The sequence below is a fragment of the Pseudomonas sp. WC2 genome (assembly GCF_050586545.1).
Taxonomy (GTDB): domain Bacteria; phylum Pseudomonadota; class Gammaproteobacteria; order Pseudomonadales; family Pseudomonadaceae; genus Aquipseudomonas.
Map to the genome: position 1 here is coordinate 79,985 of NZ_JBOBDR010000023.1, position 17,420 is coordinate 97,404.

18 protein-coding genes and 1 other RNA gene are annotated in these 17,420 nt (G+C 60.9%); 13 read left to right on the forward strand and 6 right to left on the reverse strand.

Annotated elements, in window-relative coordinates; all coding sequences use genetic code 11:
* Nucleotides 1-81 precede the first annotated feature (81 nt).
* Nucleotides 82-711 (forward strand): flagellar basal body-associated protein FliL, encoded by a 630-nt coding sequence (locus ACQ4OE_RS23740; protein ID WP_430948098.1) that lies wholly within the window; start codon nt 82-84, stop codon nt 709-711.
* An 18-nt stretch (nt 712-729) separates the two neighbouring features.
* Here ACQ4OE_RS23740 and ACQ4OE_RS23745 read toward each other — a convergent pair whose 3' ends face one another.
* The gene (locus ACQ4OE_RS23745) at nt 730-1,707 is read right to left on the reverse strand and encodes an NADPH:quinone oxidoreductase family protein (protein WP_430948099.1); all 978 of its coding nucleotides are present in this window, start codon (nt 1,705-1,707) and stop codon (nt 730-732) included.
* A gap of 150 nt (nt 1,708-1,857) precedes the next feature.
* Here ACQ4OE_RS23745 and ACQ4OE_RS23750 point away from each other — a divergent pair, with 150 nt between their 5' ends.
* Nucleotides 1,858-2,265 (forward strand): flagellar basal body-associated protein FliL, encoded by a 408-nt coding sequence (locus ACQ4OE_RS23750; protein WP_122594592.1) that lies wholly within the window; start codon nt 1,858-1,860, stop codon nt 2,263-2,265.
* 141 nt (nt 2,266-2,406) lie between these two features.
* On the opposite strand, the gene ACQ4OE_RS23755 is transcribed toward ACQ4OE_RS23750, so the two are convergent.
* Nucleotides 2,407-2,859, reverse strand: a complete 453-nt coding sequence (locus ACQ4OE_RS23755) for an EVE domain-containing protein (RefSeq protein WP_122594593.1) — start codon at nt 2,857-2,859, stop codon at nt 2,407-2,409.
* Nucleotides 2,860-3,056: 197 nt separating this feature from the next.
* Here ACQ4OE_RS23755 and ACQ4OE_RS23760 point away from each other — a divergent pair, with 197 nt between their 5' ends.
* Complete coding sequence (locus ACQ4OE_RS23760; protein ID WP_163005287.1) at nt 3,057-3,212, forward strand: hypothetical protein; 156 nt, start codon at nt 3,057-3,059, stop codon at nt 3,210-3,212.
* 36 nt (nt 3,213-3,248) lie between these two features.
* Here ACQ4OE_RS23760 and ACQ4OE_RS23765 read toward each other — a convergent pair whose 3' ends face one another.
* The 4 genes from ACQ4OE_RS23765 to ACQ4OE_RS23780 form a co-directional block, all read right to left on the reverse strand.
* Nucleotides 3,249-3,854: a 5-formyltetrahydrofolate cyclo-ligase gene (locus ACQ4OE_RS23765; RefSeq protein ID WP_430948100.1), complete on the reverse strand. Its 606-nt coding sequence runs from the start codon at nt 3,852-3,854 to the stop codon at nt 3,249-3,251.
* 79 nt (nt 3,855-3,933) lie between these two features.
* Nucleotides 3,934-4,112, reverse strand: a non-coding RNA gene (gene ssrS / locus ACQ4OE_RS23770) — 6S RNA.
* Nucleotides 4,113-4,142: 30 nt separating this feature from the next.
* Entirely contained in the window at nt 4,143-4,460 is a 318-nt protein-coding gene (locus ACQ4OE_RS23775) for a cell division protein ZapA (RefSeq protein WP_008081434.1), read from the reverse strand.
* Nucleotides 4,457-4,666, reverse strand: a complete 210-nt coding sequence (locus tag ACQ4OE_RS23780) for a TIGR02449 family protein (protein WP_007911197.1) — start codon at nt 4,664-4,666, stop codon at nt 4,457-4,459. Before ACQ4OE_RS23780 ends, ACQ4OE_RS23775 begins: the two co-directional genes overlap by 4 nt.
* A 130-nt stretch (nt 4,667-4,796) precedes the next feature.
* Here ACQ4OE_RS23780 and ACQ4OE_RS23785 point away from each other — a divergent pair, with 130 nt between their 5' ends.
* The 10 genes from ACQ4OE_RS23785 (at nt 4,797) to gcvP (ending at nt 17,357) form a co-directional block, all read left to right on the forward strand.
* Entirely contained in the window at nt 4,797-5,357 is a 561-nt protein-coding gene (locus ACQ4OE_RS23785) for a YecA family protein (RefSeq protein ID WP_016985920.1), read from the forward strand.
* Between the two features lie 27 nt (nt 5,358-5,384).
* A complete protein-coding gene (pepP, locus tag ACQ4OE_RS23790; protein ID WP_430948101.1) occupies nt 5,385-6,719 on the forward strand; it encodes a Xaa-Pro aminopeptidase in 1,335 nt (444 codons plus the stop codon).
* Nucleotides 6,716-7,903, forward strand: coding sequence for a 2-octaprenyl-6-methoxyphenyl hydroxylase (gene ubiH, locus ACQ4OE_RS23795; RefSeq protein WP_430948102.1), 1,188 nt, complete (start codon nt 6,716-6,718; stop codon nt 7,901-7,903). Before pepP ends, ubiH begins: the two co-directional genes overlap by 4 nt.
* Nucleotides 7,896-8,381, forward strand: coding sequence for a DUF4442 domain-containing protein (locus tag ACQ4OE_RS23800; RefSeq protein WP_430948103.1), 486 nt, complete (start codon nt 7,896-7,898; stop codon nt 8,379-8,381). Before ubiH ends, ACQ4OE_RS23800 begins: the two co-directional genes overlap by 8 nt.
* Before the next feature lie 9 nt (nt 8,382-8,390).
* Nucleotides 8,391-9,608: a 2-octaprenyl-3-methyl-6-methoxy-1,4-benzoquinol hydroxylase gene (locus tag ACQ4OE_RS23805; RefSeq protein ID WP_430948109.1), complete on the forward strand. Its 1,218-nt coding sequence runs from the start codon at nt 8,391-8,393 to the stop codon at nt 9,606-9,608.
* Between the two features lie 165 nt (nt 9,609-9,773).
* Nucleotides 9,774-10,778, forward strand: coding sequence for an extracellular solute-binding protein (locus ACQ4OE_RS23810; RefSeq protein ID WP_430948104.1), 1,005 nt, complete (start codon nt 9,774-9,776; stop codon nt 10,776-10,778).
* A 164-nt stretch (nt 10,779-10,942) separates the two neighbouring features.
* On the forward strand, nt 10,943-12,559 hold the full coding sequence (locus ACQ4OE_RS23815) for an ABC transporter permease (RefSeq protein ID WP_430948105.1): 1,617 nt from the start codon (nt 10,943-10,945) through the stop codon (nt 12,557-12,559).
* 155 nt (nt 12,560-12,714) lie between these two features.
* Nucleotides 12,715-13,797 (forward strand): glycine cleavage system aminomethyltransferase GcvT, encoded by a 1,083-nt coding sequence (gene gcvT, locus ACQ4OE_RS23820; RefSeq protein ID WP_430948106.1) that lies wholly within the window; start codon nt 12,715-12,717, stop codon nt 13,795-13,797.
* Between the two features lie 49 nt (nt 13,798-13,846).
* Nucleotides 13,847-14,230, forward strand: coding sequence for a glycine cleavage system protein GcvH (gene gcvH / locus ACQ4OE_RS23825; RefSeq protein WP_122596654.1), 384 nt, complete (start codon nt 13,847-13,849; stop codon nt 14,228-14,230).
* A gap of 253 nt (nt 14,231-14,483) precedes the next feature.
* The gene (gcvP, locus tag ACQ4OE_RS23830; protein WP_430948107.1) at nt 14,484-17,357 is read left to right on the forward strand and encodes an aminomethyl-transferring glycine dehydrogenase; all 2,874 of its coding nucleotides are present in this window, start codon (nt 14,484-14,486) and stop codon (nt 17,355-17,357) included.
* Nucleotides 17,358-17,420 lie beyond the last annotated feature (63 nt).

Here is a 17,420-nt window from a genome sequence, read left to right on the forward strand (position 1 = left end):
AGAACGGGGCGTTTTTGTCGCTCTGTGAAGGTTGTGTCTTAGACTCGCGCTCAGTGAATTAACTGATCGCAGAGATAAACGATGGCTCCGAATGTGCGCAGGTTATTGCCGAGGTTGTTGATGGTGGCCGTCGTCACCGTTTCGGTGCTGGTGCTGAGTTTCGCCCACGGAGCTGGCGCATCGGGACTGCGCAACACCACCGTGCTGATCGTGCGCCATGCGGAAAAACCTGACGTGGGCCGAGAGCTCAACGCCCAGGGCCAGCAACGCGCCGCCGCGTACGCCGACTTTTTCACCCCGCTGAAACTGGGTGACGAAACACTCACCCCGCAACGCCTGATCGCCACCGCTGACAGCGCGCAAAGCATCCGTCCCCGGCAAACGCTGATCCCACTGTCACAACGCCTGCAACTGCCCATCGAACAGCCCTTCGCCAATAACGACGTCGACCAACTGGTCAAGCAACTGCGCGCCAGCAATCAGGCGAAAACCGTGCTGATCGCCTGGCACCACGGCCACATCAATAAACTCATCGCCGCATTCGGCGGCGATGGCCCGGCACTGATCGGCCAGCCGAAATGGCCGGTGGACGTTTATGACTGGCTGATTGTTTTGCGCTTCGATGACAAGGGGCAGTTGGTTGAATCGCGTAGTGAGAAAGTGCAGGAGCATCTGATGCCGGGCGACACCGCAGCGCCGCCCGGTGGTTGAAGCGCTTTCATTTATTAATTAGCGCACTTGCACTACCACTTTGCCCACAGCCTTGCGCTGCCCAAGATCATTGATCGCCTGTGCCGCATTGCTCAGCGGGTACACCTGCGACACCAGCGGCTGCAACTTGCCTTCGGCAAACCAGCCGAACAATTGCTGGAAGTTTGCCGCGTTGTCCTGAGGCTGGCGCTGGGCGAAGGAGCCCCAAAACACGCCGAGCACCGCCGCACCTTTGAGCAGGGCGAGGTTGACCGGCAACTCGGGGATGCGCCCGCTGGCGAAGCCGACCACCAGCAGGCGGCCGTTCCAGGCGATGGCGCGGATGGCTTGATCGAACAGATCGCCGCCGACCGGATCGTAGATCACGTCGGCGCCCTGGCCGTCGGTGAGGCGTTTGATTTCGTCCTTGAGGCTGGCTTCGCTGTAGTTGATCAGCTCATCGGCGCCGGCAGCCTTGGCCACCGCGAGTTTTTCGGCGCTGCTGGCGGCGGCGATAACCCGGGCGCCCATGGCTTTGCCGATCTCCACCGCCGCGAGGCCGACGCCGCCGGACGCGCCGAGCACCAGCAGGGTTTCGCCCGGTTGCAGGTTGGCGCGCTGCTTGAGCGCGTGCATCGAAGTGCCGTAGGTCATGCTGAAAGCGGCGGCGATGTTGAAGTCCATCGACGGCGGGATCGGCAGCACGTTGTAACCCGGCACCGCGACTTGCTCGGCGAAGCTGCCCCAGCCCGTCAAAGCCATGACCCGGTCGCCGACCTTGAGATGGCTGACCTTTTCGCCGACTTCGCGAACGACGCCAGCGGCTTCACCACCGGGAGAGAAAGGGAAGGGCGGCTTGAATTGATACTTGCCCTCGATGATCAGCGTGTCCGGGAAGTTGACCCCGGCGGCGTGCACGTCCAGCAGGATTTCGTTCTTCTTCGCGAGAGGACTGGCGACGTCTTCCAGCACCAGCGATTCGGCAGGGCCGAAGGCTTTGCACAGCACGGCTTTCATCAGGGCTATTCCTTTGGGAGTGATGGCCGATAAGTGTAGGTGTGTCAGTCAACGGGTCAACGAGCATGCCCGACCCTGATAGTCAGCCATAAGCTTGTGCTTGCGCGGCGGGTCGTTATGCTAGGCCGCAAACCGGATAAGGAGCGAATTGTGAAAGCGTGGATCATGTTGTTGCTGGCCCTGTCTCTGCCTGTGGCAGCGCTGGCCGAAGAAGCCAAAGAAGGTGAAGCGCCGAAGGTGAGCTACATCACCCTGAGCCCGCCGTTCGTGGGTAATTATGGACTGGACGGCACACCGAAGCTCAAGGTCTACAAGGCTGACGTGGCGTTACGCGTGACCGGTGAGGAGTCGGCGAAACTGGTCAAGGCCAACGAACCGTTGATTCGCAATCAACTGGTGGCGCTGTTTACTCAGCAGACCTCTGATGCGATGGCCAGCATTGAAGGCAAGGAAAAGCTGCGTCAGGAAGCGTTGAAGCAGACTCAGCAAGTGATGAATGACGAGACCGGCAAGCCGGTGGTTGAGGATTTGCTGTTCAACAACCTGATCATTCAGTAAGTCATTTGTTGTCCGGGCGGGCCTCTTCGCGAGCAGGCTCGCTCCCACAGTGGATTTGTAGTGATGCACATTTTTGCCTTCACCGAATAACCCTGTGGGAGCGAGCCTGCTCGCGAAAGCGATTTATCAGGCGCAAATGAATCAGGATTTGAGCGCTATGACTGCCGCCCACTGCTCTGGTGTGACCGGCATCACCGACAACCGCGACCCCTTCTGCACCAACGGCATCTCCGCCAGCGCCGTCTGCTGCTTCAGATAATCCAGCTTCAACACCCGCGCAAACGTCTCGACGTGCTCGACATCAATCGCACTCCACGCATTCTTCTCTGGCGTAGCCTTCGGATCGAAGTAATGACTCTCCGGCTCCAGTGCGGTGGGGTCCGGGTACGCGGCTTCAATTATCTTGCCGATTCCGGCGATCCCCGGCTCCGGGCAACTGGAATGGTAGAAAAAGAACTCATCCCCTACGGCCATCGCCCGCAGAAAGTTGCGCGCCTGGTAGTTGCGAACGCCGTCCCAACGCGCTTTACCGAGCTTCTCCAGACCTTTGATCGAGAGTTCGTCGGGTTCGGATTTCATCAGCCAATAGGCCATGTCGTGTGCTCCTGAAGCGGTCATTGGGCAGGTTGTCGGGCAATTTTATGACAAACCGACAGTCGGTTGACGTCAGCGTTTGCGCAGCGGTTCACGTTGCCGCAAAATGCCGGCCTTTAAAGCTTGACGCTGCTGCACGGCCTACGAACGGAAACCGCTGCTGTCATCGTGATGATGTGCCTTGAGGGGGGCAATCGATGAAACGCAAACCGGATCTACTATGGACTTTGGTAATTTTGTTTGGCTTGGGCGTCGTGACCACCGGTTACGCACAGAGCCTGTGGTCGAACAAGGCCGATGCGCCGATTGAAATCGCTCAACAAGTTCAACAGTCGACTGCGTTCAAGCGCTGAAACTGATCTTTCGACGCCGCTGTTCTGTGCGGCGTCCTATCCCGCGAAATACCATGCCTTGTCGCTGACCGTGCCTTGTAACGGTACATCCCAGCTTGCCTGCGCCAAACGTTCGACCTTCTGACATTCATGGGCCAGACCCAATAGCGTCGGCTTGCGCCAGCTTTTGCGGCGGGCCAGATACGCCAGGCTGCGATCATAGAAACCGCCGCCCATCCCCAGTCGCCCGCCGACATCGTCAAACCCCACCAACGGTAGCAAAACCAGATCCAGCGCCCAGACTTTGCGCTGCTGCGCCAGATTGGCGCGCGGCTCGAGAATGCGGAAGCGATTGGGTTTGAGTTTCTCGCCGGGGCGAATGCGCTGGAAAACCATTTTGGTTCGCGGCCAGGCGCTGAGTACCGGAAGGTAAGTCGCTTTGCCCCGACGCTGCGCTTCACGCAGCAGCAGGCGCGGATCGATTTCACCGTCGGTGGGCAGATACAGAGAGATATGTTTAGCCCGGCGAAAATGCGGGTCTTGTGCCAGTTGCCGGTACAGGCCTTTGGCGGCCTCGCGTTGCTCGCTCTTGCTCAGCGAGCGGCGTGCCTTGCGCAGCAGGCGGCGGAGTTGCGGGCGGGGCAGCAGCGCGGGTTCGGTCATGGTTCGGCTTCGGCAGGTTGGACGAAAACGTACGCATAAAAAATCCGATGGCGGTTTTCACCGACATCGGATTCGAATCAGGCTCCCCGGATGAACCGCTGTCAACTTAGCCCTTGAACCCGAAAGTTCAAGGTGGAAGATGCAGTAGACTTTAAGGCTTTCCGTCTAGCGGACATGCACACCAGCCCAACGTGCAACTTCCAGGGTAGTGCGAATCGGCTCAGGGACATCGTCAACTGGCAAGCACCCCAGGGAGTGCCGCGAGTATACCGCAAGCGGCCAGTCGAATCAGCCCTTGGTGTTGGTCTGATCGTCGGCAAGCACCAGATCGACACGATCGAGCAAGTCGCGCACCTGTTCACGGGTCGAACCGCTGGCCTGGATATCCGGACGCTCTTCTTTGTGCAAGAGGTCGTGGGTGATGTTCAGCGCGGCCATCACAGCGATGCGATCGGCGCCGATGACTTTGCCGCTGCTGCGGATCTCGCGCATCTTGCCATCCAGGTAGCGCGCGGCACTCACCAGATTGCTACGTTCTTCCTGCGGGCAGATGATCGAATATTCTTTGTCGAGGATCTGCACGGTGACGCTATTGCTTGAACTCATGAGTCTTGCTCCAGGGCCTTGAGGCGCGAAATCATCGATTCGACCTTACGCCGGGCGATTTCGTTTTTTTCAATGAGGTGAGCGCGTTCCTCGCGCCAGGTTTTTTCCTGAGCTAGTAAGAGTGCGTTTTGACTCTTTAGTTGCTCGACTCGACCAATCAGCAGTTCGAGTCTGGCCATCAGCGCTTGCAGGTCGGTGTCTTCCATTGTGTCCACTGAGTTGGAGTCTGTCTGATGGGATAGCTGGCGGACAGCCTTTAATAGTCTTGGCGAGTCTGTCGATGTAGGATACAAGGCCTTCATTCTAGACATAGCGCCGTCTGGCGCCTAGCTGCCCATGACCATTGCGAATTCCCCGTACCAAGCCTTTGCCACCCTGCTGACTTCCAGCGGCCACAACGTCTCGCCTGCCGAACTGCATGGCGTGCTGCTCGGACGCAGCTGCGCCGGCGCCGGCTTCGATAACGAAGGCTGGTTGATCGACGCCGCCGAACTGCTCGAAGGCGACATTCAGGACAACGTCCGCAACGCCCTCATTGGCCTGCAAGAGATGGTCAAAGGCGAGTTGACCGGCGACGACGTCACCGTCGTTCTGCTGCTGCCGACCGATGACGCCCCTCTGGCTGACCGCGCCGCTGCACTGGGCGAATGGTGCCAGGGCTTCCTCAGCGGTTTTGGCCTGAACTGCCGCGACAGCAGCATGCTCAGCACTGAAGCCACCGAAGTGCTGCAGGATCTGGCCGCCATTTCCCAGGTGCAAGACGCCCTGGAAGAATCCGAAGACGGCGAGACCGACTACATGGAAGTCATGGAGTACCTGCGCGTCGCGCCGCTGCTGCTGTTCTCGGAAACCAAGAAAACCGACGTGCCGCCAGCCGCCAAGCCGTCGCTGCATTAATCGCGTGCCAGGGAAAGCCATCTGCCCATGACCCATATCCCCAAAGCGGAATACAGCCGTCGCCGCAAGGCCCTGATGGCGCAGATGGAACCCAATAGCATCGCGATCCTGCCCGCCGCCGCGGTCGCTATTCGCAACCGCGACGTCGAGCACGTCTACCGTCAGGACAGCGATTTCCAGTACCTCAGCGGGTTTCCCGAGCCGCAAGCCGTCATCGTTTTGATGCCCGGCCGCGAGCACGGTGAGTACGTGCTGTTCTGCCGTGAACGCAACGCCGAACGCGAATTGTGGGACGGTCTGCGCGCCGGGCAAGAAGGCGCGATCCGCGACTTCGGCGCCGACGACGCCTTCCCGATCACTGATATCGACGACATTCTCCCGGGCCTGATCGAAGGCCGCGACCGGGTGTATTCGGCGATGGGCAGCAACCCCGAATTCGACCGCCACCTGATGGACTGGATCAACGTCATCCGCTCCAAGGCGCACCTCGGTGCCCAACCGCCGAACGAATTCGTTGCCCTGGATCATCTGCTGCACGATATGCGTCTGTATAAATCGGCGGCAGAAGTGAAGGTCATGCGCGAAGCCGCACGGATCTCGGCGCAAGCGCATATCCGCGCGATGCAGGCCAGCCGGGCCGGGCTCTACGAGTACAGCCTCGAAGCCGAACTCGACTACGAATTCCGCAAGGGCGGGGCGAAAATGCCCGCTTACGGTTCGATCGTCGCCGCCGGGCGCAACAGCTGCATCCTGCATTACCAGCAGAATGACGCGCTGCTCAAGGACGGCGATCTGGTGCTGATCGACGCCGGTTGCGAGATTGATTGCTATGCCAGCGACATCACCCGCACCTGGCCGGTCAACGGCAAGTTTTCCGCTGAACAGAAAGCGATCTACGAATTGGTATTGGCCTCGCAGGAAGCCGCATTCGCCGAAATCGCCCCGAACAAACACTGGAATCAGGCGCATGAAGCGACGGTTCGCGTGATCACCACGGGGCTGGTGAAACTGGGATTGCTGCAAGGCGAGGTCGACGAGCTGATCGCCAGCGAAGCCTATAAAGCGTTTTACATGCACCGCGCCGGTCACTGGCTGGGCATGGATGTACACGACGTCGGCGAATACAAGGTCGGCGGCGAATGGCGCGTGCTTGAGGTCGGCATGGCGCTGACGGTGGAGCCGGGCATCTACATTGCCCCGGACAATCAGAACGTCGCGAAGAAATGGCGCGGCATTGGCGTGCGCATCGAGGACGACGTGGTCGTGACCAAAACGGGCTGTGAAATCCTCACCACCGGCGTACCGAAAACCGTCGCCGACATCGAAGCGCTGATGGCGCAAGCAAGGACACACGCGGCATGAGTCGAGTCAATCTGGCAATCATCGGTGGCGGTCTGGTCGGCGCCAGTCTGGCGTTGGCCTTGCAGGCCGGGGCCAAGGCCCGTGGCTGGAAGATCGTGCTGATCGAGCCGTTCGCCCCCGGCGACAGTTGGCAGCCGAGCTACGACGCACGTTCGTCGGCGCTGTCCTTCGGTTCGCGGCAGATTTATCAACGCTTGGGCGTATGGCAGGAAATCTCCCGCCGTGCCGAGCCAATCAAACAGATTCACGTCTCCGACCGTGGCCGTTTCTCCACCGCGCGTTTGTCGGCGATGGAAGAGGGCGTACCAGCGCTCGGTTATGTGGTGGAAAACGCTTGGCTCGGCCACTGCTTGTGGCAGCACGTCGACAAAGACGTGATCAGCTGGCGCTGCCCGGCGGAAGTCAAACGCATGGAGCCGCTGCCCGACGGCTATCGCCTGACCCTCAACGATGAAACCACGCTGGAATGCGACCTCGCGGTGCTTGCCGATGGCGGTCGTTCCGGGCTGCGCGAACAGTTGGGCATCAACGTGCGCCAGCGTCCTTACAACCAGAGTGCGCTGATCGCCAACATCACCCCGAGCGAAGCGCACAACGGCATGGCGTTCGAGCGTTTCACTGACGAAGGGCCGATGGCGCTGCTGCCACTGCCGGACAACCGCTGCGCCCTGGTCTGGACCCGTCTGGGCATGGACGCGCAGCGTCTGGCCGATCTGAGCGAGCGCGATTTCCTCAGCGAATTGCAGGGCGTGTTCGGTTATCGCCTCGGCACGTTGAAACAGGTCGGCGCGCGGCATTTGTATCCGCTGACGCTGGTCGAGGCCGAAGAACAAGTGCGCTCGCATCTGGCCGTGCTCGGCAACGCCGCGCACAGTCTGCACCCGATTGCCGGGCAGGGTTTCAACCTGTCGCTGCGTGATGCCGATGCCTTGGCCGCTGCACTGCTGGCCAGCGACAAACCGCTGGGCGACTTCGCCACGTTGCAGGCCTATCGCGAGCGTCAGCGTCTCGATCAGGACCTCACCGTGGGTTTCTCCGATCAGGTCACGCGCCTGTTCGGCAGCACGCAGCCGCTGGTTTCGCTGGGCCGCAACATCGGTTTGCTTGGCCTCGATCTGTTGCCACCGGCCAAGCGCTGGTTTGCGCGTCAGGCCATGGGTTTGGGAACGCGTCCGGATGCTTAAGTGGCTGACCGCAACATTTGGCAAGGCGCGGCTGATGCGCTGGGTCATGACGTTCTACCCGCCGTATCTTGGCGCCGGTGTACGCGTCCGGCACATCAGCGATGATTTCCGCGACGTTCAAGTGTCGATGGGCCTCGGTTGGTACAACCGCAACTACGTCGGCACGCAGTTTGGCGGCAGCCTGTATTCGATGGTCGATCCGTTCTTCATGTTGATGCTCATGGAAAACCTCGGCTCGAAGTACATCGTCTGGGACAAGGCGGCCGACATCGATTTCATTGCGCCGGGCAAAGGCCCGGTGTTCGCCCGGTTCAGCATCGACGAGACCTTGCTCGCCGATATCCGCCGGCAGACCGCCAATGGCGAAAAATACCTGCCGCAGTTGCAGGTCGATATTCATGACGGCGCCGGCAATCTTGTCGCGCGGGTCGGTAAAACCCTTTACGTGCGGCTCAAGCCGCAAGCGAGACAGGCTTAAAGCATGGAAATGCGCGCAGATCTGCTGATTGTCGGAGCCGGAATGGTCGGCAGCGCCCTGGCGTTGGCGTTGCAAGACAGCGGACTCGAAGTTCTCCTGCTCGATGGCAGCCCGTTAAGCGTCAAACCGTTCGATGCCGAAGCCGCGTTTGAACCGCGCGTGAGCGCTTTGTCAGCGGCCAGTCAGCGTATTCTCGAACGCCTCGGCGTGTGGGATGGCATCGCCAAACGCCGCAGCAGCCCCTACACCGACATGCACGTCTGGGACGGCAGCGGCACCGGGCAGATTCATTTCTCGGCAAGCAGCGTGCACGCCGAGGTGCTTGGCCATATCGTCGAAAACCGCGTGGTCCAGGATGCCTTGCTCGACCGTTTGCACGATTGCGACCTGGGCATGCTTGCCAATGCGCGGCTGGAACAGATGCGCCGTTCGGGCGATGACTGGCTACTGACGCTGGCCGATGGTCGGCAGTTGCGCGCGCCGCTGGTGATCGCCGCTGATGGCGCCAACTCGGCGGTGCGTCGTCTCACCGGAATGGCCACGCGCGAGTGGGATTACCTGCATCACGCCATCGTCACCAGCGTGCGCAGCAGCAAACCGCACCAGATGACCGCGTGGCAGCGTTTCACCGATCACGGGCCGCTGGCGTTTCTACCGCTGGAGCGTGACGGGCAGCAGGATTGGTGCTCGATCGTCTGGTCGACCACGCCGAGCGAAGCCGAGCGTTTGATGGCGCTGGACGAAGCGGATTTCTGTCGCGAGCTGGAGCGTGCTTTTGAAGGTCGGTTTGGCGAAGTCATCAGTGCTGATCCGCGCCTGTGCGTGCCGCTGCGTCAGCGTCATGCCAAGCGTTATGTGGCCGAAGGCCTGGCGCTGATCGGCGATGCGGCGCACACCATTCACCCGTTGGCGGGGCAGGGTGTGAACCTTGGCTTCCTCGATGCGGCGGTGTTGGCCGAAGTGCTGTTGCAGGCGGCGGAGCGCGGTGAGCGTTTGGCGGATGTGAAGGTATTGAGCCGCTACGAGCGTCGGCGCATGCCGCATAACCTTGCGCTGATGGCGGCGATGGAAGGGTTTGAGCGGTTGTTCCAGGCCGATCCGTTGCCGGTGCGTTGGTTGAGGAATGCCGGGTTGAAGCTGGTGGAGCAGTTGCCCGAGGCGAAGGCGTTGTTTGTGCGCGAGGCGCTGGGGTTGACCGGTGATCTGCCGGCCTTGGCCAAACCCTGAGATGCTCATCGAGGCTGAAGGCCTCATCGCGAGCAGTCGTCAGTCAATCACCGCAACATTCAGCCTGTGCAACATCTGGTAACTCCTTCAAAAAGAGTTCGATTGAGGTGGTAAATGTGAGTCCTTATCATTTGGCCCACATTTTCCGACCGAGAGACCACTCCCATGTTGGCACCCAAGCGTCTTCTGACCGCACTGGCCCTGACCCTGATCGGTAGCACCACGGCCCAGGCCGCTGATGAGGTGGTGGTTTACTCGTCGCGCATTGATGAACTGATCAAACCGGTCTTCGATGCCTACACCGCCAAGACCGGGGTGAAGATCAAGTTCATCACTGACAAGGAAGCGCCGCTGATGCAGCGCATCAAGGCTGAAGGCGAAAACGCCACGGCTGACCTGCTGCTCACCGTTGACGCCGGCAACCTCTGGCAAGCCGAGCAAATGGGCATCCTCCAGCCGTTCACTTCAAAAACCATCGACGCCAACATCCCGCAGCAGTACCGCTCGTCCAGCCATGCGTGGACCGGCCTGAGCCTGCGCGCGCGGACCATCGCTTACTCCACCGAACGCGTGAAACCGGGCGAACTGACCACTTACGAAGCACTCGCCGACAAGAACTGGGAAGGGCGTCTGTGCCTGCGCACGGCGAAGAAGGTCTACAACCAGTCGCTGACCGCGACCATGATCGAAGTCCACGGCGCGGCGAAGACCGAGGAAATCCTCAAGGGCTGGGTGAACAACCTGTCCACCGACGTGTTCTCCGATGATGTTGCGGTGCTCGAAGCGATCAACGCCGGCCAGTGCGATGTTGGCATCGTCAACACTTACTACTACGGTCGCCTGCACAAGCAGAAGCCGGAGCTGCCGGTGAAGCTGTTCTGGCCGAATCAGGCTGATCGCGGCGTGCACGTGAACCTGTCGGGTATCGGTCTGACCAAACATGCGCCGCACGCCGAAGCGGCCAAGGCTTTGGTCGAGTGGATGACTACCCCTGAAGCGCAGAAAATTTTTGCTGACGTGAACCAGGAATTCCCGGCCAACCCGGCGGTGGCGCCTTCGCAAGAAGTGGCGGCGTGGGGCAAGTTTGTGGCCGATACTTTGCCGGTAGAAGTGGCGGGCAAGCGTCAGGCTGAAGCGATCCGGATGATGGATCGGGCGGGTTGGAACTGACCCGGCGTTTATACGGCGCCACGCGACACTGATCGTTCCCACGCTCTGCGTGGGTATGCATCCATCGACGCTCTGCGTCGTGCCGCCGACAGCGTGACGCAGAGCGTCACAGGATGTGTGCCCACGCAGAGCGTGGGCACAATCATTTGAACGAGACTGTTTCCTTGGCCCACCCCGCCCAACGCCGCTGGTACCCCATCGTCTTCGCCATCGCTGCGTTGGTGCTGTTGCCCCTGAGCGTTCTGCTGCTCTCCTGGCAGACCATCGATCAACAAATCTGGTCGCACCTGTGGGAAACCCAGATGCCGCGCCTGCTGGGCAATACTCTGACGCTGGTCGTTGGCGTCGGTGTCGGCGTGACCCTGCTCGGCGTGAGCCTCGCCTGGCTCACCAGCCTCTGCGAGTTCCCCGGGCGGCGCTGGCTTGACTGGGCGCTGATGTTGCCGTTCGCAATCCCCGCGTACGTGCTGGCGTTCGTCTTTGTCGGCCTGCTCGACTTCGCCGGCCCGGTGCAAACCCTGCTGCGTGAATGGTTCGGCACAGGCCTGCGTCTTCCCCGGGTGCGCTCCACCGGCGGGGTGATTATCGTGCTGGTACTGGTCTTCTATCCCTACGTTTACTTGCTGGCGCGCACCGCGTTTCTCGCCCAGGGCAAAGGCCTGATGGAAGCCGCGCGGGTGCTTGGCCAATCGCCGTGGCAAGCCTTCTGGCGGGTGGCGTTGCCGATGGCGCGTCCGGCCATTGGTGCCGGTGTGGCGCTGGCGCTGATGGAAACACTCGCTGATTTCGGTGCGGTTTCGGTGTTCAACTTCGACACCTTCACCACGGCGATCTACAAAACCTGGTACGGGTTCTTCAGCCTTTCGAGCGCGGCGCAATTGGCCAGTCTGTTGTTGCTGGTGGTGATGCTGGTGCTGTACGGCGAACGCCGTGCGCGCGGGGCGAATCGGGCAAGTAACGAACGTCCGCGGGTGAAAGCGCTGTATCACCTGCGCGGGCTCAAGGCCTTCGCGGCAATGAGCTGGTGCGGCCTGGTGTTCGCCTGCGCCTTCGTCATTCCGGTGCTGCAATTGGTTGTCTGGTTCTGGCAGCGCGGGCGGTTCGATCTCGATGAACGCTACGCCGGGTTGATCCTGAATACCCTCTATTTAGGTGGCATGGCGGCGCTGATCACCGTCAGCGTTGCGTTGTTACTGGCCTTCGCCCGGCGACTGGCGCCGACACGGGCGATCGACTCCGGGGTCGGTCTGGCTAATCTCGGGTACGCCTTGCCGGGTTCGGTGTTGGCGGTGTCGATCATGCTCGCGTTCAGTTATCTGGATCGCGAGCTGGTGATTCCGCTCTCCGGTTGGCTCGGCGGCGCGGGCAAACCGTTGCTGCTCGGGAGTCTCGCAGCATTGTTGATGGCGTATCTGGTGCGCTTCATTGCGGTCGCTTACGGCCCACTGGAAAACAGTCTGGCGCGTATACGGCCGTCTTTGCCCGAAGCGGCACGTAGTCTCGGTGTCAGTGGGCCACGACTGTTTTTCAAAGTGTATCTGCCGTTGTTGCTGCCCGGCACGTTGAGCGCGGCGCTGCTGGTGTTCGTCGATGTGCTCAAGGAAATGCCCGCGACCCTGCTGATGCGCCCGTTTGGCTGGGACACGCTGGCCGTGCGGATCTTCGAAATGACCAGCGAAGGCGAATGGGCGCGAGCGTCTTTGCCAGCGCTGACCCTGGTTCTGGTCGGACTGTTGCCGGTTATTGGCTTGATCCGTCGCTCGGCGCACCGAAACACTTAGTAGTGAGTCCTGAATCATGCGGCTACAATGCGCGGCATTCGGTGCGGTTAGTCTGACAGACCTGTTCGCTGGAATCGGCTGAGAGCCTTCTATTTCAAGGCTTTCACCCGTTTAGCGGCAGTCCGCACCTTCGCCACGCCCGGAAGGAGAAACCCATGGGACAGCGTACGCCTCTGTATGACCTGCATCTCGCCCTTGGCGCGAAGATGGTCGATTTTGGCGGTTGGGACATGCCACTGCATTACGGTTCGCAGGTCGAGGAGCACCACGAAGTGCGCCGCGATTGCGGGGTGTTCGATGTTTCTCACATGACCGTGATCGACGTCACCGGCCCCCAGGCCAAAGCCTGGCTGCAGCATTTGTTGGCCAATGATGTCGACCGTTTGCACCGCCCCGGCCGTGCGCTGTACAGCACCATGCTCAACGAGCGTGGCGGCATCGTCGACGACATGATCGTCTACCGCCTCGACGATGCTTATCGTCTGGTGTTCAATGCCTCGACCCGCGATCAGGATCTGGCGTGGATGAACGCGCAGCGCGGCGATTACGACGTGCAGTTGCACGAGCGCGCCGAGTTGGCGATGCTCGCCATTCAAGGCCCGCAGGCCCGGCACAAGATTGCCGAACTGGTCACCCAGTCCCGCGCCACGCTGATTCAGCACCTCAAACCGTTCGAAGGCTACACCGACGGCGACTGGTTCATCGCCCGCACCGGTTACACCGGTGAGGATGGCCTGGAAATCTGTCTGCCAGCCAATCAGGCGCCGGGTTTCTTCAACGATCTGGTCGGCGCCGGTATTTCCCCGATCGGCCTCGGTGCTCGCGACACGTTGCGTGTGGAAGCCGGGATGAACCTCTACGGTCAGGACATTCACCAAGACGTTTCGCCGCTGGCCTCGAACATGGCCTGGAGCATCGCTTGGGAACCGGCCTCGCGTCAGTTCATCGGTCGCGCTGCCGTGGAGGCTGAAAAAGCCGCCGGCGTAGCGCATAAACTGGTCGGTCTGGTGCTCGAAGAACGCGGTGTTTTGCGCGCTCATCAAGTGGTTCGTATCGCCGATGTTGGCGAAGGAGAGATCACCAGTGGTAGTTTCTCCCCTACGCTGAGCAAATCGATTGCCCTGGCGCGTGTGCCGATGGCCACCGCCGACCGCGCCGAAGTGGAAATCCGCGGCAAGTGGTACCCGGTACGGGTGGTCAAACCGACCTTCGTACGCCATGGCAAAACTTTGATCTAACCTTTTTTGGCGGGCATGACCGCTGACCTGATTACCGAGGACACCGAAGATGAGCAATATCCCCGCTGAACTGCGTTTTGCCGAAAGTCATGAATGGGCCCGTCTGGAAGCCGACGGCACCGTCACCGTGGGCATCAGCGATCACGCGCAGGAAGCGCTGGGCGACGTGGTGTTCGTCGAACTGACTGAAGTGGGCAAAGTCTTCGCCGCTGAAGATCAGGCCGGTGTGGTCGAGTCGGTGAAAGCCGCTTCTGACATCTATTCGCCGATCAGCGGTGAAGTGATCGCGATCAACGAAGAGCTGGGCGGCTCGCCTGAACTGTTGAACTCCGACCCGTACGGCGCGTGGATCTTCAAGCTCAAGCCAAGCGACAAGGCCGAGCTGGACAAGCTGCTGGATGCGGCTGCATACAAGGCTGCCATTGGCGAGTAAGCGTTAGGCAACACCCCAAAGCCCCGACCCGTCGGGGCTTTTTCATGGGCGATGATTTTTCCCTGTGGGAGCGAGCCTGCTCGCGAAAGCAGTCTGTCAGACACATTTGAATTCAATGACACACCGCATTCGCGAGCAGGCTCGCTCCCACAAGGGGAAAGGGGCTGCTCTGAAAATTGGCGGCGACATGGACTGCTATGCTGCTTTGACCGTGTTGCATTGACGCCGAGCGCCAGCCAAGAGAGAGCCCGTCATGTCCCAGTTGCCGTCCCTGAGCCAGTTACGCGATCCCGATGCCTTCCTGCGCCGCCACCTCGGCCCCGATGCCGCCGAGCAGCAGGCGATGCTCGACAGCCTCGGCCTGGGCAGTCGGGTCGAACTGATCGAGCAAACCGTGCCGCCGGGCATTCGCCTCAATCGCGCACTGGATCTGCCACCCGCCCTCGATGAACAAGCGGCGCTGGCCAAGCTGCGCGGTTACGCCGAGCAGAATCAAGTGTGGACCAGCCTGATCGGTATGGGCTACCACGGCACCCTGACGCCGACCGTCATCTTGCGCAACGTGCTGGAAAATCCCGGCTGGTACACCGCGTACACGCCGTATCAACCGGAGATCGCCCAGGGTCGGCTCGAAGCGTTGCTGAATTTCCAGCAATTGACCATCGACCTCACCGGTCTGGAATTGGCCAACGCCTCGCTGCTCGATGAAGCCACGGCGGCGGCCGAAGCCATGGCGCTGGCGAAGCGCGTGGCGAAGTCGAAGAGCAATGTGTTTTTCGTCGATGAGAGCTGTCATCCACAGACCATTTCCGTGTTGCAGACCCGTGCCGAGGGCTTTGGCTTCGAGCTGGTCATCGACGCTGTGGATAACTTGCAGCAGCACCAGGTGTTCGGCGCGCTGCTGCAGTATCCCGACACCCATGGCGAGATCCGCGATCTGCGCCCGTTGATCGATCACTTGCACGCGCAACAGGCCTTGGCCTGCGTCGCCACCGATCTGTTGAGCTTGCTGTTGCTGACGCCGCCGGGCGAACTGGGTGCCGATGTGGTCTTCGGCTCGTCGCAGCGCTTTGGCGTGCCGATGGGTTACGGCGGCCCACATGCGGCGTTTTTTGCCAGCCGCGAGGAATACAAACGGGCGATTCCGGGACGGATCATCGGTGTGTCGAAAGATGCCCGGGGCAATGTGGCGTTGCGCATGGCCCTGCAAACCCGCGAGCAACATATCCGCCGCGAGAAGGCCAATTCGAACATCTGCACGGCGCAAGTATTGCTGGCGAATATCGCCAGTTTCTACGCGGTGTATCACGGGCCGGAAGGTCTGAAGCGCATCGCACAGCGCGTGCATCGGCTGACCTGCATTCTGGCGGCGGGTCTGGAGAAACACGGGATCAAGCGGCTGAATGCGCAGTTCTTCGACACGCTGACCTTGGACGTCGGCGGTGCGCAAACGGCGATCATCGAAAGTGCTCAGGCGGCGCAGATCAATCTGAGGATTCTGGGCCGTGGGCTGTTGGGGCTGAGCCTTGATGAAACCTGCGACGAGAATACGGTCGCCACACTGTTCGATGTGCTGCTCGGGGCTGATCACGGGTTGACCGTCGATGATCTCGATGCGCAGGCACTGGCGTCAGGCATTCCGGAAAGTCTCCAGCGCAAAACCCCGTACCTGTGCCATCCGGTATTCAACGCCCATCACAGCGAAACCGAGATGCTGCGCTATCTCAAACAACTGGAGAACAAGGATCTGGCGCTCAACCAGTCAATGATCCCGCTGGGCTCCTGCACCATGAAACTCAATGCCACCAGCGAGATGATCCCCATCACCTGGCCGCAGTTCGCCAACCTGCACCCGTTCGTGCCTAGGGAGCAGGCGGTCGGTTACACGTTGATGATCGAAGAACTGGAGCGCTGGCTTTGCGTGATCACCGGGTTCGATGCGATTTGCATGCAGCCCAACTCCGGGGCGCAGGGCGAGTACGCCGGGCTGCTGGCGATTCGCAAATACCATGAGAGCCGGCAACAGGGCGGCCGCGATGTGTGCCTGATTCCGTCCTCGGCCCACGGCACCAACCCGGCCTCGGCGCAAATGGTCGGGTTACGGGTGGTGATCGTCGAGTGCGACGAGGCGGGCAACGTTGATCTGGATGACTTGAAAGCCAAGGCTGCCGAGGCTGGAGCGAAATTGTCCTGCCTGATGGCGACCTATCCATCGACCCACGGCGTGTACGAGGAGGGCATCAGCGAGATCTGCGACGTGATCCACCAGCACGGCGGTCAGGTGTACATGGATGGCGCCAACCTCAATGCGCAGGTCGGACTGGCTCGGCCGGCGGACATTGGCGCCGACGTTTCGCACATGAATTTGCACAAGACGTTCTGCATTCCCCATGGCGGCGGCGGGCCGGGCATGGGGCCGATTGGCGTGCGCGCGCATCTGGCGCCGTTTGTGGCCAACCACCCGGTGGTCCCGATTGACGGCCCGCAACCGCAGAACACCGCAGTCAGCGCGGCGCCGTGGGGCAGTGCGAGCATCCTGCCGATCAGCTGGATGTACATCGCCATGATGGGTCCGCAACTGGCCGACGCCAGCGAAGTGGCGATTCTCGCGGCGAATTACTTGGCGCAGCATTTATCCGGCGCATTCCCGGTGCTGTACACCGGACGCAACGGGCGGGTCGCGCATGAATGCATTCTGGATTTGCGGCCGTTAAAGGCGCAGACCGGGATCAGTGAAGAAGACATCGCCAAGCGTCTGATGGATTACGGCTTCCATGCGCCGACCATGTCATTCCCGGTGCCAGGCACGTTGATGGTCGAACCGACCGAGAGCGAATCGAAGGCTGAGCTGGATCGGTTCATCGGTGCGATGCTGAGCATTCGAGCGGAAATCAACCAAGTACAAAATGGCGACTGGCCGGCGGAGGACAATCCTCTGAAGCGAGCGCCGCATACGCTGGCGGATGTCACCGGGGTTTGGGAACGGCCCTACAGCATCGAGCAGGGCATCACCCCGGATGCACACACCAAGGCGCACAAATATTGGCCGGCGGTGAACCGGGTGGATAACGTTTACGGTGATCGCAACCTGTTCTGCGCGTGTGTTCCGGTGGACGATTACCGCTGATTTCCCGGCAAGCACACCTTCCCCTGTGGGAGCGAGGCTGCTCGCGAAAGCGGTGTATCAGCC